This window comes from Rhodococcus sp. P4_B6 (assembly GCF_056402215.1).
This window is the reverse complement of record NZ_JBFUHV010000003.1, coordinates 124,316-146,573: the sequence shown is the minus strand read 5'-3', so window position 1 is coordinate 146,573 and position 22,258 is coordinate 124,316. Positions and strand designations below refer to the sequence as shown.

Here is a 22,258-nt window from a genome sequence, read left to right as displayed (position 1 = left end):
GAGGACGGCGGCGTGCGGCAGCTCTTCGGCCGCGCATGAGACTGTCCTCGCTACGAGCCGGGGCGACGGCCAGCGGGGTGGCCGGTGGCATCGTCATGCCCCGTGATGGTGGGGTTGTGCGGGTGGTGGGGCGGTAGCCCCGCCCGCCCCACCACCTCCATTACGGGCCGCCGGGGCCCGTGAGACGAAGGCATCGCGCGGGTCGAGTGTGTGCGATGAGGTGATACATGGCGGTGGCGGTCTCCGCGCAGATCAGCGCACCCGGAGGATTGCACCGTTTCTCGTGGACACGTGCGGGTCCGCGGATATTCCGACGTTTCAGGCGCAGTCGCGGCACATCCGCTGCGCGGGGTCGGCGAGGCGGCTGCGGTGATGGACGAGGAAGCAACTGGTGCAGGTGAATTCGTCGGCGTGCTTGGGGATGACGCGGACGGTGAGTTCTTCACCGGACAGGTCGGCGCCGGGAAGTTCGAAGGATTCGGCGGTGTCGGTGTCCTCGACGTCCACGGCGGGGGACTGGTGTCTTTCCGGCCGGTGGTCAGCTGTTCGAGGGACTACGGGTGATGCGCCGTAATTCTGATCCGGTTGCCGGCGGGGTCGGTGATCGTCGCTGTCCCGTCGATGATCATCTCCGGGATGATGTCGTGGTGCTCGAGGTCGGCGAGGACGCCGTCCATGCCGTCTACGGCGAGCGCCACCGTCGAGCTGCCGGCGCCGTACGGGTCGAGTACCAGTTGCAGCGCCGCGTCACCGGTGAGCTGCCATTCGGAGAGGTCGGGTAGGCGACGGTCGGCAGGGCGGCCGAAGAACGTCGTGTACCAGGCAACGTTGGCCTCGGCGTTGAGAGATCCATCCCTTGGACTTTGCGAGTGTCATGGCGGCCTTCTCGACGGTCGCATTCACCGATCAGGAGTTCGACGGCCTTGGCCTCTTCGATGACGTCGAAGTCGCGGCGGCCGACGTTTCCGATGACCGCCGCCGCGAGCAGGGTCACCCGGTCCATGGCGACCTCGTCCTTGACGACGATATCGAGGTTGGGCGGCCGAAGTTTTCGGCGGCGGCCAGGCACCGGTACCCGTTGATCACCACCCACCGGGCGAGCCCGATCTTTTCCTGCCTGCCGCCGATGCCGCTGGCGACATCGACTGGATGGTCAGCGTGGACTCGCCGTTCAACCGCGTGCACCAGCACGCCACCACCCGGGCTCAGACGCGGACGACGTAGGGATGATCGGGCCGGGCCAGTCCCTGCCGAGCAGCATGGTTGATGGCCGGGGTCTGGAGGCGTGTGTCGTTCTCGACCAGCTCTACGCGCTTTCCGTCTGGGTCGCGCACGTCGCAGACCTTCTGCCAGCGTGGTGTCTCACTCCCGTCGGGAGCCTCGACGTAGATCTCCCTGAGTGACGCCATGATGTCGACTCCGAGCTTCACCAGCCGGTCGTACTCGGCTTCGAGATCGTCGACGTCGAAGGACAGGTACGCATACCCGGTGTTCTCGAGACCACCGCCTAGCGCCTCTCGCGTCGGGGTGAACTCGTGCAGCTCGATCAGGCCGGTCTCCCCGATCGGAACGAAGGCCACCCGCTGAACGCGGCCCTGGCCGTCCGCGGACGCGTCCTCGGCGAGGATGTCGACATAGAGTCCTGGCGGTAGGCCGAACAGCGTGCGGTAGAACTCGACCGACTTGTCGAGATCACTCACAGTGATGCCGATGTGATTGAAACGAAACTGCACTGCGCCTCCTGCTCAAGGTCAATGGGGTTGTCGAAGGAGTCTGCGAGATGACCTCGCGGGCGAATTCGCTCCACGAGGCCAGGTGGCTTCATCCAGCCGTGGGCTGGGCGCGCGGAGTCACCGCGAAAAGATCGAGACGAAGCACACCGTTCTGGACGAAGGGAAGCTCGCGGAGCCGCGCCTGCGCCGCCTCGAGACTCTGCTCCACGACCACTGTGAAACCACCGCCACCGTCGCTCCTCTGGAACCCTTGGACGATGAATCCCTCCCGCTGCAGGCGGGCGATTGTCGCCGTTTCCGCGGCCTGAAGCTCGTCCTTGCGGCTTAGCTCACCCCAGGTGGAGACCACCATGAACATTGCAGCCATCGTCAGTTCCCCTCGCTCTGGCCCGGCATTCGTCTACGCCTCGTCCTTCAGCACCATGACGTCGCTGTCACGGGTTGTTCGAGGCGTGTAGTCGGTCCGGTCCTCGCCGAATCCCCTGACCGTGTCGTACTGGGTCACGGACGCCTCGACCTGCAGCAGCTCGAGGACCTCACTGCCCACGCTCTCGAACCAGTATGGGTATCCCCGAGGAATGAGGATCCCCTCCTCGGCGCTGAGCTCCGCGAGCACCTCGTCGTCGGTGGTGTAGAAGCGGGCCGCTCCGCGCAGCACAAACCAGAAGCCGTCCAGCTTTCCGTGCGAGTGGAGGTTCGTCTCGCCGCCGGACCGGACGACCTGGACCGCGGCGAAGACGATGTCGGAGCGGCACAGGACGTGAGCGGCCTTCCTCCGTCCGGTCTCCTTCTGGGTGTACTTGAACACGGTGCATTCGGTGCTGGCAGTCATTTCATCTCTCCACAGGTCTTGTTCTCGGGGGTTGCTCGGAATTTCATCGGACTCGTACCAGGGGTGGCCTTCACGACACCAAGGGCGTGATGGCGAGCGCCCGGGTCTCTCCGAACTCGTGATCGATCAGCTCCCACACCAGGCCGCCGTCCGTCGTCACCAGAACCTGTCCGTTGAGGGTGATCGCGACCATCGTGTCGGGCATGTCCGGGTGACTCGCCATGGCCCATACCTCCGAGCGAAGGACCGGGCTGACCGGCACCCAGGTGTCGCCGCCGTCGTCGCTGCGTAGGATTCCGCCGCGCACCACGTGCTCCGGAGGCCGGCGTCCCACGCCGACGAATACGACCGTAGGGTCGTCCACCTTGGTCGCGATCGACCGCGCGTAGAACATGCCCTTGTCGAAGCGGTCCTTCTCGGGGAACCGTGTTTGGTACCAGCTCTTCCCGAGGTCCTCGGTCCGGAAGTAGCCGATGGGCATGGCGACGGACAGTGCGGGATGCCCCTGCGTGGTGGTCGAGTGGGTTACGGCGTGGATGTCCGCGGGGCGGTCCTCCTTCCAGACCTCGTCGTCGCCGAGCAGGGCACGCCCACCGGTGGTCTCGAAGCGAGTCCAGGTCTCGCCGTTGTCCTTCGTGAAGTAGATGCCGTCGATCTCGATACCGGCATAGAGCTCGCCGGGTACGTCAGTGAACGTCAGGCTCAGCAGTCGGGTCTTCCCGGCGCTGCAGACCTTCGCGGCACCGATAGGCATCTCCGACCAGGTCTCCCCGCCGTCGGTGCTCCGGATCAGCCCGGCAGGCCTGGTTCCTGCGAAGATCAGCTTTGGATCATGGGGGCTGATGGCAAGGGACCAGACCTGTCGGCCGTTGACGGGCACCTTGACGCGCTGGTAGGTGTCGCCGAGGTCCGTGCTGCGAGCGATCACGTCTTCATGTTCTTCGCCCTCGATCGCGGCCCACACGACGCGCGGATCGTCCGGGGCGACGACCATCGCTCGGCAGTCGAGCTCGTACGGCTGCGCGGGATCGTCGCAGGTGCTGAGGTTCCAGTTCCGGCCCGAATCGTGGCTGGCCCATAGGCCGCCCCCGGTCGATCCAATACAGATGGTGAAGTCAGACATGTCATCTCCTGCTTCTGTGTCGAGTGCAACGCGTTCTTGCGGATGGGTGAGGAGGGTTCTGGATCGGGTCCGAGAGGTTCGGTCCGCGGCGGGCGCAACTGGACATCGGTGATGCCCTCCCGGTTGCCGGCGACGTCGTTCTCGCCATACGGGCTCGCCTTCGGTGCTACTCGATTCCCCACAAATTTATGAAGAAGGCTTCGGTATCAGCGACATCGAGAGATCCGTCCTGGTTCACCTTCGCCGAGCTGACGTTCTCCGGAGTCAGCAGTTGTGCCGGCATCATCCACTTGTCCGCCACCTCCATGGACTCGCCCTGCGTGCCGCGAGCCAGCGCGTCGAGGCCCACATAGATCAGCAGCTGGTTGCTGTAGGCGAAGTCGGCGGCCTGAAGGCCATCCCTGAGGTATTGGATGTTCGTGCGCCCAGCCGACTGGGAGTAGAGCTTGACGTCGCTCATGCCGATCGCGCGGAGAGCATCGGGGACGCCGATCGTCATGTCCCCGAAGGCCATGAAGACATACTTCACGTTGGGATGGGCCTGGAGATAGCTGACGACCGATCCGGGAAGGTCCTTGCCGATCGAGTCGAAGCCCTTGATGTTCACGCGGTCGACCGAGCAGCCCGGACACGATTCCTCGATCCGACTGGAGTAGGCGTCCGCGACCTTGTCCAACGCCGGCTGGACGGGAATGGTGAAGACCACCGACGAGCCCTTGCCGCCGCTGTCCGCCACCATCCAGTCAGCCGCGTAGCCGGAGATGTTCTTGACCACACGGTCCGCCGACTGGATGTTGACGGACTTGCTGGTCCACTTGGGGTCATCGGTGATCGAGCTCAAGACGATCGGGGTTCCGCGAGCCGAGATCTTGTCGAACTGCGACTGCCACAGGCTGGGATCGCGACTGTTGACATAGACACCGACGATCGAGGAGTCGTCTGCAACCTCATTCATCACGTCGGCCATGTCCTCGGCGGAGGTGCCGACCTGGCGGATCCACAGATTGAATCCGAGCTCCTTGCCGAGCCTCTCCCACACGGGCTCGTTGGCGGCGGATCGTGCAGTCGTGGGAAGGATGACGGCGATCTTCTTCCCGACCGGCCTGCTCTTTAGCGGACCAGGGTTGTAGCCGATGTCCGGTGGCATCGACAGCGCCGCGACGGCGTGTTCGGCCTCGTCGACGTTTATCTGCGAAGTGGCATCGTTCATCTGCGGAGTGGGATCGCTGCGCGAGCTGTCACCTTTGCCGCCGCAGGCGGCCGTGCCGACCAGGAGGAGTGCGGTGGCTGCAAGCAGCGACCGTCGGAATCGAGTATTCACTGAGGGCTCCTTTGAGGCTGCTCTGAGCATCGCCCGGTGTGGTTTCGGTCACATTAACGACGGCCGTACTATGATGTCAAGCATTTACTAACCACTGCCTTCCAGGCTTGAACTTGCGACTCGATACCTGAGATATGAAGTGCCGGTGCCGATCCCCTGATCCGTCCGCCCAGCGCTTGGACATAACCACTCACTCGGCGCGGAAGGCTCCAGGGCTTTGTCAGTATCGACAACCATCCACGACAGTGAATAGGTCCTAGCGGCGAGGAGATCGGCCCCGCACCTCCTGTGGTCGTCCCTGGGGCTACTTCCTCGCCTCGGCGCTATCGAATACCACGACAACCAAGCCATTTGCAGTACACAGAATCACGCCAAATCCACAGGAATTGGGGAACTCACGGGTGTCGACGAGCAGGCAGCACCTCGCGCGGCAGATCGACGCGCTCACGAAGGCGGGGATCGACCAGGCGAACATCCACGTGGACAAGAAGTTGCGGCACTGGACTTGCCGGGACACCCGATGCGGGAGTGGCCCGCCGGCCGGCAGGTGTTCGACCTGCCCCCGACCACCATCCGTGTCACCGAGCACCAACCGGTGGCCCGGCACCGTGCGTGCGGCACCGATAACAGCGCCGATGCCCCGACCTGGGTGAATGCCCCCAGTCCAGTACAGTCCGCGAATCCTCGCGGTTATCGTGTATCTCTACATGGGCCAGTACCCCTCGAAACAGCGCACTGCGCAGGCACTGAGCGAACTGTTCTCCACACTGACGCCGCTCGCTGAAACTGGATCCAACGCGGTCGTCATGATTCCTATGGGGCGCTTGACTATCCGTCGTGTAGGACACGTTTGCGGAGCAGGTCGAGGTTGGCGCGTCCATACATCTGCAGCTCGAGCATTAAAGTTACGTGGAATCTGGCCCTGCGGATATCATGCCTCCTCGGTGTTGACCACGGAACTGAGGAGATGGCTTGAGCGGCATGCTGGTGGTGAAAGAGAAGTGACCGGTGCTGGGCAGGCATGTGCAGGCGACCGCGTGGCTGCGGGTGTGGACCGATCTCGGGCGGGCGCCTCGGACGATCGACGCCTACGCCCGGGGGCTTGCCGAGTCCCTGGAGATGTGCGAACGGGAGGGCGTCGACCCGATCACAGCGAGTCGGGCGCATGTCGGCTCACGACCCGCAGCCTGATGACCCGGATCGCCGGCACCCACTGCTACCTGGTCACCAACCACGGACTCGACACCGTGAAGTTCCTTACCTGAGTCCATGACCGGATCCTGCCCACCGGCCTGGCCGAACTCGCCACCCCGACAACCACTCCCGGTCACCTCCGATCGGCTGCCACCGCGTACCGCACCGCCGTCGACAACCTCACCGCCACAGCGCAACTCGCGCATGCAGCATCAAGCAGTCGAACGTGACCCAATGCACCATAAACTTGACCTCAAGAACCGGCCACGCCGCCACTGACCTGGCCTTAGACTAGGATGTCGTCGGAGATCCCCGACGCCTCCACCATCCGGGTCAGGCCCAGATTGGGGAGGCGAGCAGCACCTCGATCAGGTTGTGTTTCCACTCGGAGCCGCGGGCCTGCTTTGCCGCCGGCGTGGGCGAAGCAGTCCAGGTAGCCGGTGCGTTTGTTCAGCTCAATCAGCAGCGAAACGGTCGGCGCCGTCGCCAACCGGGTGTACACCAGATGGTGGATCTGGTCGACCGTCCGTCAGCGCGTCGGATCGTGTCCCGCGCCTGCGACGGCGGTGATGGTTGCACTCGCAGGCAGCTTTGTAGTGAGTACTTGACATAATTACTGATAGCGGCTAGAAATTGCTCGCGTGAGTTCGACGGCTACGCCGGTGCAGCTCAAACGACTCAACCTCGCTCGTCCTTCGCCGAGACGGATCCGGCTGCGGTGTCGCGCTGTTCGCCGAGATTCGAGACGAGCCCGCGACTGACGATCGAGCGTTGCACTGAGTACCGGATCGTCCGCGTTTCAAGCGTTTCAGCGGTGTGCATGCTTGCCGACAGGTTCCGTTTGGGACGCCGAGGAGGTCCGGCCTGTGGTGGAGAACGGGAGCAGGCTGGGTGAGTACCTGCGCGCTCGACGTGCATTGGTCAGCCCAGATGCTGCGGGAATTACCGATAGCGGACGCCGTAGGGTACCGGGTCTGCGCCGCGAAGAGTTGGCACAACTGGCGGGCATCAGCGTGGTGTACTACGTCCGGCTGGAACAGGGGCGTGACCGGCATCCGTCACCGGACGTGCTACGCGGACTCGCCCATGCACTCCAGTTGGACGACGAAGCGGCCCAGTACTTGCTCAAGCTCGGCCGATCCGACGAATCCGCGCACCGGATCCGCCTACGTGAGCTTGTGGCCCCGGGGATCGAGCAGGTAGTTCGGCGGATCTCAGCTCCTGCATACGTGCTGGGGAGAATGCGCGACGTGCTGTGCTCGAACCCATCGGCCGAAGCACTGTCGCCGATGTTTCATCGGGGCAGCAACCAACTGCGTAGACTCTTTCTGGATCCGGACGCGCGAGAGCTGCTGGTGGACTGGAACATACTGACCGAGGATGCGGTCGCCAGCCTCCGGATCGCGACGAACAACGATCTCGAAGACCCCGTGGTCGGGGAGTTCATTGCCGACCTGACTACCCGCAGTTCACGGTTCCGACAGTTGTGGGACCGGCATGACGCGGGCCTGCGTCCGAGCGACGTCGTACGTTTCCGGCATCCGCAGATCGGTGAGGTATCGCTGCATTACAACAAGCTGGCGGTCGTGGGAGCGGATCGTCAGACGATCGTCGTGTTTCATGCCGTCCCCGGCAGCGACGCGGAGCAGGCTCTGTGTCGGCTCGGGCCGCGAGGGTGACAGTGCCGGTACTACTCCCGCTTCGGTTCTTCCTGTCAGGTATCGCAGGTCGCAAGATCGTCAGCACCGGCAGTGCGATTGCGGCGACCATCGCCACGAGGTACTGCCACTGGACGCGAAGGAGATGCGATGAAGACCTGCGTTGACCCGGTACGGGAGATCACAGACGACGAGGCGGCAGCGTTTCGGCGAGACGGCTGGGTCCTCCTTCCGCGATACGTCGATACCGATGCTGTGAGGGCGATGGCGGATTTCTTGGTTGAGCACATGGGGACAGACGGTGCCCAGGTACCCGATGCCGCGGCGGTGCAAAATACTCGGTACTTCGATGCGGGTGCATGGCGAGACTGGCGGTTCCTGGCCCGCGACGGAAATGTGGAGCCCTTCCACAGGGTGTCCATGTCGAGGTCGATGGGTCGCAATGCGCAACGACTGCTGGGCCGCGAGATCGGAATCCACCTGGGTCTGGACGGAGCGTTGGTGAAACTGCCCGAGCAAGGGGAGCAGCGCAGCACGGCGACGGACTGGCATCAGGATTGGCCGAATCTCTCGCACGATCGGATCGGATTCATCACGTTCTGGGTGGCGCTGCAGGATGTGCCACCCGAACGAGGTGCGCTTCGGTTCCTGACCGGATCGCACTTGGAAGGGCCTCTTGGGCGCTCGTTGCGATCCGACATCGATCTGGTCAGCCAGTATCCTTCTCTCACGGAGGAGTTCGACGTGAGTCCGCCGTTGCACTTTCAGGCAGGAGACGCCACCGTCCACCATGGCATGATGGTGCACAGCGCGACGCCCAATCTCACCGAGGAGCCTCGATGGGCGTGGGCGATGGGCTGTTTTCCCGGCGACGTGCGGTATACGGGGGCGCGGTTCGCCGACACCGACGACCTCGGTCTCGAGCCGGGTGCCCGACTCGGCGATCATCCAYGCTTCGTGCGTATGACCGAGGACGCGTAATCAGCCTGGAGCGGAGTTTGTAGGCATTTTCCGGGTCGATAGAGAGCATCTACGCTGGTGGTGGCGCTGTGAGGTTTCCGCGACTCGGTTTTGGAAATGTCGTGTACGGCGTGGGGGCTGTTTCGCCGGATCGCCTTACCCGGGTTCAGGTGTGCCGTGAATCGATCGTGCGCGAGTAGTGGTGTCGCTCCGGCTGGTTAGTGGCGGTGGTCGTCGTCGATCCAGTGGGTGAAGGTGTACCGGCTGACGCCGCGCTCATTGGTGGTCAGGATCGTCTGAAGGGGCAGATGGGACCAGGTCCGGATGCCTTGGACTGCAACTGAGCGACGGCCTGCGCCTCCACGTCTGCTGGAGTCGAGTTTGCCGGCAGTTCCAGTAACACTCGTTCGATTCCCACCGGGAACACAGTAAGGCAGCGATGTGAGCCCATACTCCTCTACCCGTCCGGTGGATGCAGGCAACAGACGGTGTGACAGCCGTGGAGGAATCCGTTGTGCGGTTCTGCAAGAAGCCCCGCCGATCTCTGCGCGCACATTTCATGCATGCTCGAGCGTAAGAAGGCAGGCACGTACATTCGCGTCAGGACTGCCCTCGCGCACAAAGTGATTCGAGACCAGCACGTGGTGATTTCTCAACGGCGGCCGGACTCGACCCGTGCGGATTGATCGCTAGGTAATCACAAAGGTGCGTCGTGCTTTGTGCTCGAGTCCGTCGGCCAGACCTGTGGGTACGGAGGACAATTCCTGCTTCCGGTACCCCGGTGAGGAGGAACGGGCTCAGCCTGCAGGGGGAGTGCCTCGGCAAGAACTCGGCCCGTACCTACGCGCAGTAGTGCGCCGATCTCAACGTGGGCATTCGCGAGGTCGATCATCCACAGGCTAGGCGATGAACATGCCGGCTCTCGGGAAATCCTGGTGGTGGGATTTCACATCAGAAGGATGCCTGGAGCCACCACTCGGTGGCACTGGTTTCGATTTCGAGAGCGTGGGCGGGCGAGTCGGGATCGGCGATCAGCGACGACATGATCACGGTGCGGGCGGCAAACGTGTACCCATCTGCGATAGACCAGCTCGTCAAAATCGGTATCCGAGCTCGGGTCGCCGGAATACCAGGTGATCGTCGACCGCGTCGGTAACCCTCGATGCGATGACTCGGCGGCATTCACGTCGAGGACGTCCCCGGCACGCAGTGGCGGCAGGGCGGGCGCGCCCTGGCCGAGGTGGGCGATCGCCGCATGACGGGTTCCGCGCGTGCGGATGGCGCGGGTGATGTGTGGCCACGGACTCGGCCCGTGGAAGGTGGTCCTCACACTCGAAAACGGTAACAGGTGCGAACACGCGGTTGGGTGGGTTCCGGTATCGGCGGCCTCACGTTCGAGCCACGGATGCAGGCCGCTGAACTGTGAAGATGACATGTCCCCTTCCCCTAGAACTGATTCGTAGATCCCGCTTCTGGTGCGAAGGATGGATGCCGTCACGGGCGCCCCTCGTTCGCGGTGTGGGATGGGTTCGGCGCGCCAGCGCGGGTACCGAGCGTGCGCGCCGAGGCCGGCAGCGCGGTTGACGACAACGTGCGCCGTGTCAGAATACGCCGCCGTGGGTTAGGGATTCCTCCACCGGCGCGCGCCGGGGCAATTTGGACCGCGTCTACTAGGTTGGAGCGCAACGGTGATCGATACCTGGCTGGTGCTCGAGCCGCCGGCCGGGCCGCCATGATGCCCGCCGGCCGGCGGTTCTGCACCCTTTCCGGGATGTGCACTCCGGAAAGGGAAACCTAGGGCGCACCGCACCAGTTGTCCCTGGCAGTAATTAGCGGTCGCTTCCTCGTGCACGCTGTGCGGTGGTCGTCACAAGTACGAATAGATGTTGTGTGCACAATAATTAATGACTCTTGTGCCCCACGTGAACCGTCGCGACGATTCACACTCAACCATCACCTCTGCATGGCCGCAATAATTCTCGGGAGCTTCGATACCGGGGGATCTCGCATTGTGTTCACGTCCGGATTGTTTGTGTTGCGCGGCGTAGCCTGTTGAGGCTTGTCTCAGGTGGAACGTTCTTCGAACCAGTGGCGGCGGACGGTGTGGCCTCGCTGTGAACTTTCGGATTGTCTGCGAGCGCTGGTTCCGATTGTGGCGCGTCGTCTGACCGAAGCAATCGGCGTTGCAACTTGCCGGCTTCGGTACGGGGTAGGCGCGAGCGGAACTTGAAATGTCGGGGGTGCTTGTAAGGGGCGAGTCCCTGGCGGCAGTGGGCGAGGAGTTCCCCGGCAAGTTTGTCGTCGTCGGTGACGTCGGCCGACGGTTGGACGAACGCGACTATGCTCTGTCCCCAGTCGGGGTCGGGTACCCCGATAACGGCGACGTCGTCGACCTCCGGGTGCGTCAGGAGACGCTCTTCGATTTCGCGGGGGTAGATGTTGACGCCGCCCGAGATGATGAGGTCGTCACGTCGATCCAGCAGGAAAAGGTATCCATCGCTATCCAGGTAGCCGATGTCTCCAGCGGTCGTCCATGGTCCCTGGCGGCTCGCAGCCGTCTTGTCGGGGTCGCCGTGGTATTCGAACTCGAATGATCCCCGCAGATACACCGGCCCGGGTGTATTGGGTGGTTGCGTGGCACCAGTTTCGTCGATGATCGCCACTGACACTCCGGGAGCGGGGCGACCGACGGTGCCGGGCCGGGTGAGCCATTCGTCGGGGCCCACGATGCTTACCAGACCGCCGTCCGTTGCGCCGTAGTATTCCCAGACGATCGGGCCGATCCAGGCGAGGATGTCCCGTTTGGTCTCGGCCGGGCACGGTGCACCGGCATGCACGAGGGCCTGCAGGCTTCTCGGATCGAACGTGCGTCGGGTCTCGGTTGGTAGCTGGAGTAGGCGGCGGAAGTGCGTCGGGACCATGTGACTATTGGTGACCCGGAAATGCTCGATGTCACGGAGGGTGACCTCGGGATCAAATCGCAGTCGGCACACGATTGTGTGACCGTCGTGAAGCGCTGCGGTGGAGAACATCCCGGGTGCCGAGTGGTACAGCGGTGAGCACACCAGGTGCACACCGCCGGGGCCGCCCAGCCCCCACCGAATCGAGCGGACGAGACCTTGTGCATGCCGCTCGGGGCCGATCCCGGCAACGCGTCGGCGGACACCGCGGGGTCGTCCGGTGGTCCCGGACGTGTATCCCATGACCGGGCCGTATCTTCGGTCGGTTGGAGTGTCCGTTTCGCCAGCACACAGGTCTTCGTATGGACGCCATCCCTCGACCGGGCTGCCGATCGCATACCGACTCTCGGGCAGGTCGACGTGGATCGACGTGAGTTGTTCGGCGAGATCACTGTGTGCCACCAGTGTCAAGGATCCGCTGTCTCGCAGTATGTATGCGATCTCCTCTGGCGTCAGATGCGTGTTGATTGGGACGATGTACATGCCGACCTGTCCGGTGGCGAGTTCCATCTCCCAGAACGCGGGCGAATTGTGGGTAAGCAGCGCGACAACATCCCCGGCATCGAGGCCTTCGCGACGAAGCCCGTTGGAGATGGCGTTCACTCGTGCTAGCAGGTCTCCGTACGTGCGATGTTCGGTTCCGTCGGCGTCGACGACGGCCGGTCGGTCCGGGTATCGCTGTGCGATCTCGTAGAAACTCTTTGGTGTCGTGCTCATCGCACCCTCCCTCCTACCCATGCCGGATTCCACCCCTTGTGGAGTGGGCGCTCACCACGTCGTCGACCATCGTGTGTCCTCGTCGTTCGATTCGGTGAGTGCAATCCGAAAGGAGTGCACCTCAGCGATGGTGGTTGCGTCGTGCTGGACAGCTTCTGCTAACTATGTATAGTACCTACTAATATTATCCGGTCAATCGGAGGCACAATGGACTTCGACTTCACGCCCGAGCAGCTTGAACTCAAGGAGCGCGCCCACAAGGCGGGAATGGCCTGGCGCGGACGGCACACGAGTTGGGATCGCGACGATGCCAGCCCCTACCGTGAGGTCACCGAGTCGATGCGCGAGGCAGGACTGCTCGGGCTGACCATCCCCACCGAATACGGCGGCAAGGGTGGCACAGCCCTGGATTACGTCATCGTGGTCGAGGAACTGTTCCGCTCGTCGCAGAGTTGGATTCTCGGGGAACCCCCGTTCTGCACTACAGGTCCGGGACCCTCCATGGTCCTGCTCGCCGAACAGGAGGAGACCCGGCGTAAATTTCTCCCCGACATCGTCAACGGGTTGAAGGGCTGTGCGATCGCACTGACCGAACCCGATCACGGGTCTGATTTGACGGACCTCGAGACAACTGCGGTGCTCGACGGTGACGACTACATCGTCACCGGTTCGAAGCGGTTCATTACCGGGTCTCCCGAGAACGAGATCTACGCCGTATTTGCCCGTTTCGACGACATCCCCGGCGCGAAAGGCGTGGGGTGCATCCTCGTGGAGAAGGGGACCCCCGGGCTCGATCTGGAGCCCGGTGCGCAGTTCGTAGGATCGCGGGGGCTGCCTCACGGCGAGGTCCACATGCACGAATGCCGCGTGCCCAGGATCAACCTCATCCGTGGCGCAGGAGGATTCTCCGACCTGATGACCGCTTTCAACATGGAGCGGTTGCATAATTCGATCTACAGCCTCGCCTTTGCGGAGGCCGCATACGACGAGACCGTCCGATACTGCGAGGAACGTAAGTCCTTCGGACGTCCCATCATCGAGTTCCAGGCCACATACCACTCACTCGTCGACATGCACGTCGCGATCGAGGCGCACCGGCTGCTCACCTACAAGGCCGCGGTCACCGCGATCGATTCGCGATTCCCGCGACCGCTCGACTCCACGGTTTCCAAGCTGTCCGGCGCCACAATGCTCCCGAACCTGACACAGCAAGGGGTTCTCCTCCACGGCGGCGACGGTGCGACGCTGGACTTCCCGATACAACGTCTGCACCGCGACGCGATCGCTGCGATGGTCGCCGGTGGATCGCCGCCGGTGTTGCGTAACGCCATCGCCGCACAGCTATTCCCCGGCCACCGATTCCGGCAACACGCGTAGTCCGGCCCCGACTTCGTACCCGACCCGTGGCACAGACGTAATGCCCCCCGACTCACAAGGAGTGATACATGCCTCTCGATCCCGATCTCGCCGTGTCCACGCCGCAGAAGGATCATCACGACAGCTGGGACGCCGACCGGGTGTTGCTCTATCATCTCGGTCTAGGAGCCGGAGCAAATCCGGTTCATGCCGACGAACTCGGATACGTCAATGAACGGGTGCTCAAGGTGCTGCCGACGTTCAGCGTCATCCCCGGCTTCGAGGCCGTCCGACCCGCCATGCAAGGCCCAGGTCTGGACTACCACCTGTCGACCATGCTGCACGGCGAGCAGGAACTCGTGGTCCACAACCCGCTGCCTCCCGAGGCGGACATCGTGACGACCCCGGCGGTCGAGGCAGTCTATGACAAGGGAAAGGCCGCGCTGCTGGTCCTTCGTGCAGACACCCGCACGATCGACGGGACCGAGCTGTGCACAAACCGCTTCAGCCTTTTCATCCGCGGTGAGGGCGGTTTCGGTGGAGATCCGGGCCCGCAGCCAGCACCGTGGGAAGTGAACGGCGAACCCGACCTGCGTGTGGAAGTGCCGACGCTGCCCCAGCAGGCCGCGATCTACCGGCTCTCCGGCGACCGCAATCCGCTGCATATCGATCCGAAGTTCGCCGCCCGCGCCGGATTCGACCGTCCGATTCTGCACGGCCTCTGCACATACGGCATCGTCTGCAAGGCCGTCGTCGACCATCTCCTCGACGGAGACCCGACGGCGGTACGGGGGTGGTCGGGACGATTCGCCGGCTCGGTCTACCCGGGCGAGACCCTCGTGGTCTCGGCCTGGAAGTCCGGATCGGACCGGATACTCGTTCGTGTCGACGTAAAGGAACGGGACGTGACAGCCCTGAGCCACGGGGTACTCCGATTCCGTTGAACATGGACGCCGAACCGGGGGTGAGCCCACGCCTGACCATGATCCTCACACACGGCTACGGCGATTCACGGGCTGTGTGGGAGGCCCAGGTCCGTGCGTTCACACCTCGGATTGATGTCCGCACCTGGGACCTCCCCGGACACGGCGACCGCCACGGTTCGGTCGAAACCGACACCGATATCGGCAGGACGACCGCCGAACTCGAGGCTCTGGTAACTCAGGCGAGTCGGCCGGTTGTGTTAGTAGGGCACTCGGTGGGGGGCTACGTCGCGCTCCGATGCGCCTTGACAACGACCGCACCCGTCGTTGGAGTCGTGCTGATCAGTACCGGTCCCGGATTCCGTAGCCCCACCGGGATCACGCGCTGGAATCAGATGATTGATCGTATGACATCCGCGTTGTCGTTGCCTGCCGAAACGGCGCAGGTCGTCCGGATGACGGATTTCATTGTGGCCGAGCGCCTGTCCAGGTCTGACCTGCCGACACTTGTCGTACGCGGCGTAGAGGACCGACAGGTTTACCTCGACGGTGGCGCCTACATCGCGACCCGAATGACGCGGGCGCGTCTGTGCGACGTCGCAGGTGCAGGCCATGACCCACACCGCACCCACGCTTCCGAAGTAAATGCGGCGATCGCACAGTTCATGGCCGAGCTGTGGCCCGGCCCGCGGTCGTGCGGCATGCCGACCTGACGGGCGGATGACACGGCTGATGCCCGCCCCGACCTGCATAGGTGGGGACCGAATGGTTCCTGTGATGACGGGTCGGGGCGGGCGCGTGTCCGTCCAGGGCCCGATGTCACACGATGAGCGACGGCCAGGTGAAGCGGCCGGGGCGCCGGCTGCCTGAAGAATCCGGTGTCAGTGCCACGCGGGAGCGCACATACGCGCGATCGACCGGGCTGGTTCGAGACCAGTTGTCCGGGAAGAGTATCGCCACGTCCTGATCGACCGTTTGACTTCATGRGTAGGTCCGAAGTTGTACCAGTGTCTCGTTCGATCGGATCTACATCGGGCGAGCGCTGGAAATTGACGCGGGCATACGGCGGATCCGCCCCCATGCGGACACGGGGGCGGATCCGCCGTATGCGATCGTGCGATCCTCAGACGGCGCGATTGGGAAGCACGACGACTCCGGTTCCGATGGCGGACACGTTGCCGTGCTGGTTATGCGCCTGCTGCTCGATCGTGACGCATGAGCGCCCCTGCTCGTCAATGCTCTTGTCGGTTACTCGACCGGTAATGGTCACCGCGTCACCAACGATGTTGTGGTGACGGATCTGCGCCGTGTGCCGTGCGAGAAAACCGGTGTCGCCCATCCAGTTCGTGAGCTGGTGGGTCAGCCAGGAGCAACGCTCCGGGCCGTAGTCGTAGGCACCGGGTGTGCCGACATCGGCGGCGAGCTCCTCCTCCCAATGCACGCGCTCGGGGACGTCGGGGATGCCGAGCGCGTTGGGGATGCCGAGACCGGGGTGCTTCTTGATCTGCTGATACGCGATCTTGTTGGCGCGGATGTAAAGACCACCCCAACCCTGTGCGAACGCGATGAAGCCCGTCACCGTCATCGGGCCCTTGCCCATCGGGGCAAGCTCCTGCCCGACTTCCACGTCCTCGAAGTATCGCGGCTTCGCGCCCTGGATCGACTCCTGCTCGTACAGCGCGTAAATGCGGTCGAGATCGTCCTGGGTGTAACGAGTCTTCCCGAGAGCCTTCTGCTCGCTGTACTTCGAACCCCGCTCGCGCGCTGCGTCACGTTCGGTGCGGAAGCACCAGGAGTCGCCGGAGACCAGCGGCTCGCCGCCCTCGGACGTGATCTCGACGTGGTAGATCTGCTGAAAGGCCCGGCCCGCGAAGCGTGTGTCGTGCTCGACGAGGTCCTTCAGGTACGCCGACGTACGGACACGGGTGTCGCGCAGGATCGGCCGGTGCCAGGTGAGGTCCGCGCCGGCCCACATAGCGTGCACGCCGGGCAGTCCGCCGACGTACCCGGACAGGATCCGGCTCAGGGCGAACGCGAAGCTGGGCGGCGCGACGAGAGTGCCATGGTGTGTCGTGGCAGCGTAATCGGGATCCGACCACAGGGGGTTGTCATCGCCGATGCCGTGGGCGTAGTGGCGGATGTTGTCCCGGGTGGCCTCGTAGCACCACGGTTCGACGGTGTCGGTGATCGGAACCCCGATCAGGCTGCGTAGGTCGTCGAGCGCTCGGTCGGTGATTTTGGCGTACTTGTCCTCGCCACTACCGGTGACGTGGTCGACCACGGATTGCGACATCTGGAGCTCCATTCGGTGTGCTCGGTCGGGGAGTCATGCGTGTCGGCGTCGCGTCGAACGGTCGGGCCGTGTCGAGATCGCGCGCAGGGCGACCGGCGTCGGAGTGCCCATGCTGGGCCTCAACGTCCCGGATGGGAGCCGGTCTCGGATTCGAGCATGCCTCCACCTCGTAATATTGTCAAGTACTTACTATCAAAGTTGATGTGACTGAGCCCTAAATACGCGGTCTGCCTGGGATTAGCCAGCTTTATGGTGTGTCATTTACTACAATCGTGCATATTTCCGAAGCTTCAGCGGGAGGCACTGCTAGAGTTCGGGGGATGACCCGATCAATTGCGCCGGGCGATCGGCCGGAAGCGCGCAAGCGTCTCACCGCCGCTGAACGCCGGACCCAGATCATCGCCATGGCCCGCGAAGTCTTCGTCGAAGAAGGCGTCAACGGTGCACGGTCGCGCGACATCGCGGACCGCGCCGGCATCACCGAGGCGTATCTGTACCGCCACTTCCATTCGAAGGACGAGCTTTTCCAGCTCGCGATCGACGAACCTCTCGATCGAATGATCACCGTTCTCAGTAACGACACCCGCGAGCTGGCCGCCCGCAACGACGTCGATCGGGTCGAAGTGGTGCGGCGTACACACGAACTCCTCCTCGGCTGCATGGTCGAGATCGCCCCCCTCGTGGCCGCGGCGCTGCTATCGGGAGGAACCGGAAAAAACCAGTTCTACGCCGACTACCTGTTCCCCCGACTGCGCGACGTGCTCGCGCTTGTCATCCCCGACATCACCGGCTATCCAACGAAGGCAATCGAGCTCGATCTCTTCGTCGATGCAATGATCGGCATTCATCTCACCATCGCGCTTGAACACCTGCTCGAGGACAAGCCGGTGGACGTGCCTGTCGTGGCGGAACAGGTGACCACGATGTTCGCGGTCGGTGTGGGGAGACGACCGCGGTAGGCGCAGGCCGCCGCGATGCACGCGAAAAACATCGGCCCATGCTTGGATGTCGTGATCGACCCGCAGAACAGCCGTTCGTGTCATCGAAGTAATCGATATACAATCTTCCAGGCGGGAAACCAGAAGGTGGTGCAGTAGTGACGGTCAATTCACCGACCGATCAGATCCTCGTCGAGGTGACCGAACGCGTCGGCTGGGTTGTGCTGAACACTCCCGAACGACGCAACGCACTCACACCCGAGATGATGCGGGCGATCCCGCAGGTCCTCGACGACCTGATCGGCAGCGCCGGAGCCCGTGTAATTGTGTTTCGAGGCGCTGGCGGTCGTGCTTTCTGCGCGGGGGCAGACCTCAGCGCCGTCGCGGACACTCCGCAATCAGGGGACGCATCGTCGCTGGATACGCACTACGAAGCCATGCTCGCGCGAGTTCGGACGCTCCCCGTCCCGTCGATCGCCATGATCGAGGGAGCATGCCTCGGAGGCGGATTAGCATTGGCATTGGCGACTGACCTGCGGTACTCGACGCGGGACGCGCTAGTGGGGGTCCCCGCTGCGCGGCTGGGAATGGCCTATGTCGACGTCGATCCACTCGTCGCCGCCGTGGGATACCCGCGCGCGGCTGAACTGCTCTTCACGGCGCGCAAGTGGTCCGGCGAGCAGGCATATGCGGCCGGGCTGGTGAATGCAGTCGTGGCGCCCGGCGAACTGCTGACCACCGTGCAGGATGTCGCCGGTTCGATCGCCCGGAACGCGCCGCTCGCGATCGTCGCGACAAAGCGCGCCCTGGGTGAAAGTCGCAAATGCGCCGGCGACCGCGATGCGGAAGCCCTCGCAGCACTCGCTGCACAATGCCGACAGTCAGAGGATTTCGCGGAGGGCCGCCGAGCCTTCCTCGACAAGCGCAGCCCACAGTTCCAGGGACGGTGAGAAATGGCACGACAGACCGGCAGAACAGCGAAGGATTCCCACGCGGACGAGGACGCGTCTGCTGACTCGAGAACAGCGGTCGAGCGCCCCAAACAGGTGCGCCTATCGGCAGCCGAACGGCGCAAGAAGATCATCGCCGCGGCCAGCGAGGTGTTCATCGAACAGGGCTACAGCGGCGCGCGGACAAAGGAGATCGCCGAGCGTGCAGGCGTGACCGAGGCGTTCTTGTACCGTCATCTCGCCTCCAAAGAGGAAATGTACGAGGTTGCGATCGTCGAGCCGCTCCGCAGCGGTCTCGCCGCTCTTGCCTACGACATCCAGGTCTTCTACGACCGGTACGACGACCGAATCGAGTTCATGAACGCCGTGAACGAGCGGTGCCTGCGCTTCTACACGGAGTCAGCGGCGATCCAGGCTGTCGCCCTGTACTCCGAACTGGGCAGTGGTCGACGGCTCTATCAGGAATCGTTGAAGCCGATTCTGGACCGGATCGGTGTGCTCCTCGCGGATCGGATGGGGTGGGCGGACCGCGGCCTGGAACCGGACCTGGTCAGGCGGGCGATCCTCGGATCGCAATGGGCGATCGGACTAGACCTGATATTGCGCTACCGCAAGCTCGACCTGCCAGAGGCCTCCGAACGGCTGACGACGCTGTTCACCAGCGGTGTCCGAGAGAAGCAGCGGAAAAAGACCTCCAAGTAGCCGATCCGCGATGATCCCCCACGCTCGGCACGACCCGATTCGTGGGGGATCGCTACGCGCTATACGACGCCGTCGCTGCGAAGCTCAGCGATAGCCTCGGGTGTGTAACCGAGCTCGCGGAGAACCTCCCCGGTGTCCGCGCTGGGACCCGGGGCCGGACGCTTCGATACCGCAGAGGTGCGGCTCATCGTGATCGGGCTGCGAAGGACGCCGACGTCGCCACGGACCGGATGGACGATCTGTTCCACGACGCCGAGGTGGCGTACCTGTGGATCATCGAACGCCTCTTCAACGGTGTTCACCGGCCCGCACGGGACGCCGAACTCGTCAAGACGCGAAGTCAGCTCGGCACGCGTCTGCGACGAGAAGAACTTCTCCAATAATTGCTTCAGCCGCTCCCTGTTATGGAAACGGCTCGCGACGGTGGCGAAGGCCGGATCAGACAACTCCGCCGGAGTGCCGAGTGCCTCGCACAGTCGGGACCACAGGCGGTCGTTGGGTGCTGCGACGTTGAGATATCCGTCGGCGGTGCCGAACGTTCCCATCGGCGCGATCGTGGGGTGGTCGTTGCCGACCCGCTCCGGGACTTCCTGGTCGACGGTCCACCGGGCGGCCTGGAAGTCCAGCATCGACAGCAACGCCTCGATCAGGGACACCTGGACCCACTGCCCCCGTCCGCTGTCATGGCGCTCGAGCAGGGCCAAGAGCGTGCCATTGGCGAGCAGGTATCCCGCAGCCATGTCAGCGACCGCGATACCCGTCCGGGTGGGCGGGGCCTCAGCGGTCCCGGTAAGGCTCATCAACCCGGCCATCCCCTGGATGATTTGGTCGACCGCACCTTTGTCGCCGAGTGGGCCGTCCTGCCCGAATCCGGAGATACTCGCGTACACGAGACGCGGGAACCGCTGTGCGAGAGTCGGGTAGTCGATGCCGAGGCGGTTCTTGACCGGGGGCCGAAAGTTCTCGACCAGCACGTCAGCGGACTCGAGCAGTTGATCGAGGATGTGCCGTCCGCGGACATCCTTGAGGTCGACGGTCACAAGTCGCTTGTTGCCGTGCAGGTTGATGTAATCCGAGCTGTTGTGGTCGGCCGCAATTCCGCCGGTCTCTCCAGGGATCTCGATACGGATGACCTCGGCGCCCCACTCGGCGAGGAGGCGGACTGCCGCCGGGCCTGCCCGCGCCACAGTGAGGTCGACCACCCGAATCCCGTCTAGTGCTGACGTCACGATTTGTCACCTCTGCTGATAGGGGCGCGCGGTGCGCTGCCCGTCTCGAGTCCCCGCGGACCTTGACCGAGGGGCTCCTCACTCAGCAAGATGGTATATCACTTACTAACTTATGGAAAGCGAGCAAATCGTCATGACGAACCTCGTCGATGTGTCCTCCGAATTTATCGACACAGCAAGGCAATTCCTCGAATCGGCAGCCGATCAGTGGAGGGGTGACGGAGCTACCGAGGCTGACGCGTCCACGCCTGAACGCGTCGCACTGTTCCCTGATCTGACCCCCGACGAGGAAGCCGCGGAAATGTCCGCGGCACGGTCGTGGCGGCAACAGCGGTTCGACGCCGGATTCGGGTGGATCACCGGCCCGACCCAGCACGGCGGCGCCGGGATGACCTCCGCCCACGAACGCGCGTATCAGAGCCTCGAGCGCAATTACACGTTTCCTGCGCAACGCATCTACGACATCGGAATCGGTATGGTCGCCCCGACGCTGCTCGCATACGGGTCCGACACCGCCAAGTCCCGCTACCTGACTGCGCTGCACCGCGGCGATATCGTCGCGTGCCAGCTGTTCAGCGAGCCGGGGGCCGGTTCAGACCTGGCCGGAATCGCGACCCGCGCGGTCCGCGAGGGCGAGGGATGGCGCATCAACGGGCAGAAGATCTGGAGTTCGGGCGCACATCTGAGTGCTCTCGGTTTGCTGGTGTGCCGCACCGGCGACCCTGACAAGAGGCACGCGAACCTCACTGCGTTTGCGTTGCCGATTGACAGCGAGGGAGTCGCGGTAAAACCGATCCGACAGATGACGGGCGGATCATCGTTTAACGAGGTGTTTCTTACCGATGTGTGGATCCCGGACGAGCTGCGCTTGGGTGAGGTCGACCGGGGATGGGAGGTCGTGATCGCTACCTTGATGAACGAACGCGCCGCGGTGGGTGGTCCGGCCGCCGGCGGCAGCGGGATCTTCAGTACCGAACGACTCGCGTCGCTTCTGCGCCGATTCGGGCGAGCTGACGATCCGGTGATGCGGCAGGAGTTCATGCGCCTGCATAGCGAACTTGCGGTGGCGAAGTGGACCCGGTTGCGGAGTCAGGCACGGTTGCGGGCGGGGCAGCGTCCGGGTCCCGAGATGTCCATCGGCAAGCTCGCATTGACGAACAACCTGGCATCTCTGAGCCGGTTGGTATCGCATGCCTTGGGGCCCCGAATCGTCGCGAACACCGGGGAGCCCGCAACCTACATGTGGTCAGAACTCGTCCTGGGACAACCCGGTCTGCGCATCGGCGGTGGGACGGACGAGGTCCAGCGGAACATTCTCGCCGAGCGCGTTCTCGGGCTGCCCCGCTGACGCGTCCAGTGCAGCACTCTT

19 protein-coding genes and 4 pseudogenes are annotated in these 22,258 nt (G+C 63.8%); 9 read left to right on the top strand and 14 right to left on the bottom strand.

Going from position 1 to position 22,258, the window contains the following annotated elements:
• Nucleotides 1-318: 318 nt before the first annotated feature.
• The 9 genes and pseudogenes from AC1DWT_RS02425 to AC1DWT_RS02385 all read right to left on the bottom strand — a co-directional run.
• A pseudogene (locus tag AC1DWT_RS02425) lies at nucleotides 319-612 on the bottom strand (DUF4193 family protein); the annotation flags it as partial.
• Nucleotides 555-698: a hypothetical protein gene (locus tag AC1DWT_RS02420; protein WP_179377502.1), complete on the bottom strand. Its 144-nt coding sequence runs from the start codon at nucleotides 696-698 to the stop codon at nucleotides 555-557. The pseudogene AC1DWT_RS02425 and the gene AC1DWT_RS02420, both read right to left, overlap by 58 nt.
• Nucleotides 699-834: 136 nt before the next feature.
• A pseudogene (locus AC1DWT_RS02415) lies at nucleotides 835-1,116 on the bottom strand (peptide transporter); the annotation flags it as partial.
• An 89-nt stretch (nucleotides 1,117-1,205) separates the two neighbouring features.
• Nucleotides 1,206-1,733, bottom strand: a complete 528-nt coding sequence (locus AC1DWT_RS02410) for a VOC family protein (protein WP_477919548.1) — start codon at nucleotides 1,731-1,733, stop codon at nucleotides 1,206-1,208.
• An 88-nt stretch (nucleotides 1,734-1,821) separates the two neighbouring features.
• Nucleotides 1,822-2,100 (bottom strand): YciI family protein, encoded by a 279-nt coding sequence (locus AC1DWT_RS02405; RefSeq protein WP_143548865.1) that lies wholly within the window; start codon nucleotides 2,098-2,100, stop codon nucleotides 1,822-1,824.
• 33 nt (nucleotides 2,101-2,133) lie between these two features.
• Nucleotides 2,134-2,565: a cupin domain-containing protein gene (locus AC1DWT_RS02400; protein WP_095860537.1), complete on the bottom strand. Its 432-nt coding sequence runs from the start codon at nucleotides 2,563-2,565 to the stop codon at nucleotides 2,134-2,136.
• A gap of 70 nt (nucleotides 2,566-2,635) precedes the next feature.
• Nucleotides 2,636-3,688 carry a WD40/YVTN/BNR-like repeat-containing protein gene (locus AC1DWT_RS02395; RefSeq protein ID WP_143548864.1) on the bottom strand — a complete coding sequence of 351 codons (1,053 nt, stop codon included), beginning with the start codon at nucleotides 3,686-3,688 and terminating at the stop codon, nucleotides 2,636-2,638.
• 166 nt (nucleotides 3,689-3,854) lie between these two features.
• Nucleotides 3,855-5,009 carry a sugar ABC transporter substrate-binding protein gene (locus AC1DWT_RS02390; RefSeq protein ID WP_477919545.1) on the bottom strand — a complete coding sequence of 385 codons (1,155 nt, stop codon included), beginning with the start codon at nucleotides 5,007-5,009 and terminating at the stop codon, nucleotides 3,855-3,857.
• 1,486 nt (nucleotides 5,010-6,495) lie between these two features.
• A pseudogene (locus AC1DWT_RS02385) lies at nucleotides 6,496-6,693 on the bottom strand (Tn3 family transposase); the annotation flags it as partial.
• 376 nt (nucleotides 6,694-7,069) lie between these two features.
• On the opposite strand from AC1DWT_RS02385, the gene AC1DWT_RS02380 reads away from it, so the two are divergent.
• Together AC1DWT_RS02380 and AC1DWT_RS02375 are read left to right on the top strand one after the other, a co-directional pair.
• On the top strand, nucleotides 7,070-7,882 hold the full coding sequence (locus AC1DWT_RS02380) for a helix-turn-helix domain-containing protein (protein ID WP_477919543.1): 813 nt from the start codon (nucleotides 7,070-7,072) through the stop codon (nucleotides 7,880-7,882).
• Nucleotides 7,883-8,011: 129 nt separating this feature from the next.
• Nucleotides 8,012-8,842, top strand: a complete 831-nt coding sequence (locus AC1DWT_RS02375; RefSeq protein ID WP_477919541.1) for a phytanoyl-CoA dioxygenase family protein — start codon at nucleotides 8,012-8,014, stop codon at nucleotides 8,840-8,842.
• Between the two features lie 930 nt (nucleotides 8,843-9,772).
• On the opposite strand, the gene AC1DWT_RS02370 is transcribed toward AC1DWT_RS02375, so the two are convergent.
• The 3 genes and pseudogenes from AC1DWT_RS02370 to AC1DWT_RS02360 form a co-directional block, all read right to left on the bottom strand.
• Nucleotides 9,773-9,919 carry a hypothetical protein gene (locus AC1DWT_RS02370; protein WP_477919574.1) on the bottom strand — a complete coding sequence of 49 codons (147 nt, stop codon included), beginning with the start codon at nucleotides 9,917-9,919 and terminating at the stop codon, nucleotides 9,773-9,775.
• Between the two features lie 49 nt (nucleotides 9,920-9,968).
• A pseudogene (locus tag AC1DWT_RS02365) lies at nucleotides 9,969-10,151 on the bottom strand (phosphatidylserine/phosphatidylglycerophosphate/cardiolipin synthase family protein); the annotation flags it as partial.
• A 685-nt stretch (nucleotides 10,152-10,836) separates the two neighbouring features.
• Nucleotides 10,837-12,498, bottom strand: a complete 1,662-nt coding sequence (locus AC1DWT_RS02360; protein WP_477919539.1) for an AMP-binding protein — start codon at nucleotides 12,496-12,498, stop codon at nucleotides 10,837-10,839.
• 207 nt (nucleotides 12,499-12,705) lie between these two features.
• Between AC1DWT_RS02360 and AC1DWT_RS02355 the strand changes: the two genes are divergently transcribed.
• From AC1DWT_RS02355 to AC1DWT_RS02345, 3 genes are all read left to right on the top strand, one after another.
• Entirely contained in the window at nucleotides 12,706-13,875 is a 1,170-nt protein-coding gene (locus AC1DWT_RS02355; RefSeq protein ID WP_095860529.1) for an acyl-CoA dehydrogenase family protein, read from the top strand.
• Nucleotides 13,876-13,943: 68 nt separating this feature from the next.
• A complete protein-coding gene (locus AC1DWT_RS02350; protein ID WP_073362286.1) occupies nucleotides 13,944-14,798 on the top strand; it encodes a MaoC/PaaZ C-terminal domain-containing protein in 855 nt (284 codons plus the stop codon).
• A gap of 2 nt (nucleotides 14,799-14,800) precedes the next feature.
• Entirely contained in the window at nucleotides 14,801-15,490 is a 690-nt protein-coding gene (locus tag AC1DWT_RS02345; RefSeq protein ID WP_095860528.1) for an alpha/beta fold hydrolase, read from the top strand.
• A 410-nt stretch (nucleotides 15,491-15,900) separates the two neighbouring features.
• On the opposite strand, the gene AC1DWT_RS02340 is transcribed toward AC1DWT_RS02345, so the two are convergent.
• The gene (locus AC1DWT_RS02340) at nucleotides 15,901-17,070 is read right to left on the bottom strand and encodes a MaoC family dehydratase (protein ID WP_095861027.1); all 1,170 of its coding nucleotides are present in this window, start codon (nucleotides 17,068-17,070) and stop codon (nucleotides 15,901-15,903) included.
• 320 nt (nucleotides 17,071-17,390) lie between these two features.
• Between AC1DWT_RS02340 and AC1DWT_RS02335 the strand changes: the two genes are divergently transcribed.
• The 3 genes from AC1DWT_RS02335 (at nucleotide 17,391) to AC1DWT_RS02325 (ending at nucleotide 19,660) form a co-directional block, all read left to right on the top strand.
• Complete coding sequence (locus AC1DWT_RS02335; RefSeq protein WP_073362281.1) at nucleotides 17,391-18,029, top strand: TetR/AcrR family transcriptional regulator; 639 nt, start codon at nucleotides 17,391-17,393, stop codon at nucleotides 18,027-18,029.
• A 137-nt stretch (nucleotides 18,030-18,166) separates the two neighbouring features.
• Nucleotides 18,167-18,958 (top strand): enoyl-CoA hydratase-related protein, encoded by a 792-nt coding sequence (locus AC1DWT_RS02330; protein ID WP_073362279.1) that lies wholly within the window; start codon nucleotides 18,167-18,169, stop codon nucleotides 18,956-18,958.
• A 3-nt stretch (nucleotides 18,959-18,961) separates the two neighbouring features.
• Entirely contained in the window at nucleotides 18,962-19,660 is a 699-nt protein-coding gene (locus AC1DWT_RS02325) for a TetR/AcrR family transcriptional regulator (protein WP_073362277.1), read from the top strand.
• 59 nt (nucleotides 19,661-19,719) lie between these two features.
• Here the strand turns inward: AC1DWT_RS02325 and AC1DWT_RS02320 are convergent, their stop codons facing one another.
• Nucleotides 19,720-20,889 carry a CaiB/BaiF CoA transferase family protein gene (locus AC1DWT_RS02320; RefSeq protein ID WP_477919536.1) on the bottom strand — a complete coding sequence of 390 codons (1,170 nt, stop codon included), beginning with the start codon at nucleotides 20,887-20,889 and terminating at the stop codon, nucleotides 19,720-19,722.
• A 133-nt stretch (nucleotides 20,890-21,022) separates the two neighbouring features.
• Between AC1DWT_RS02320 and AC1DWT_RS02315 the strand changes: the two genes are divergently transcribed.
• Nucleotides 21,023-22,237: an acyl-CoA dehydrogenase family protein gene (locus AC1DWT_RS02315; RefSeq protein ID WP_073362274.1), complete on the top strand. Its 1,215-nt coding sequence runs from the start codon at nucleotides 21,023-21,025 to the stop codon at nucleotides 22,235-22,237.
• Nucleotides 22,238-22,258: the final 21 nt, after the last annotated feature.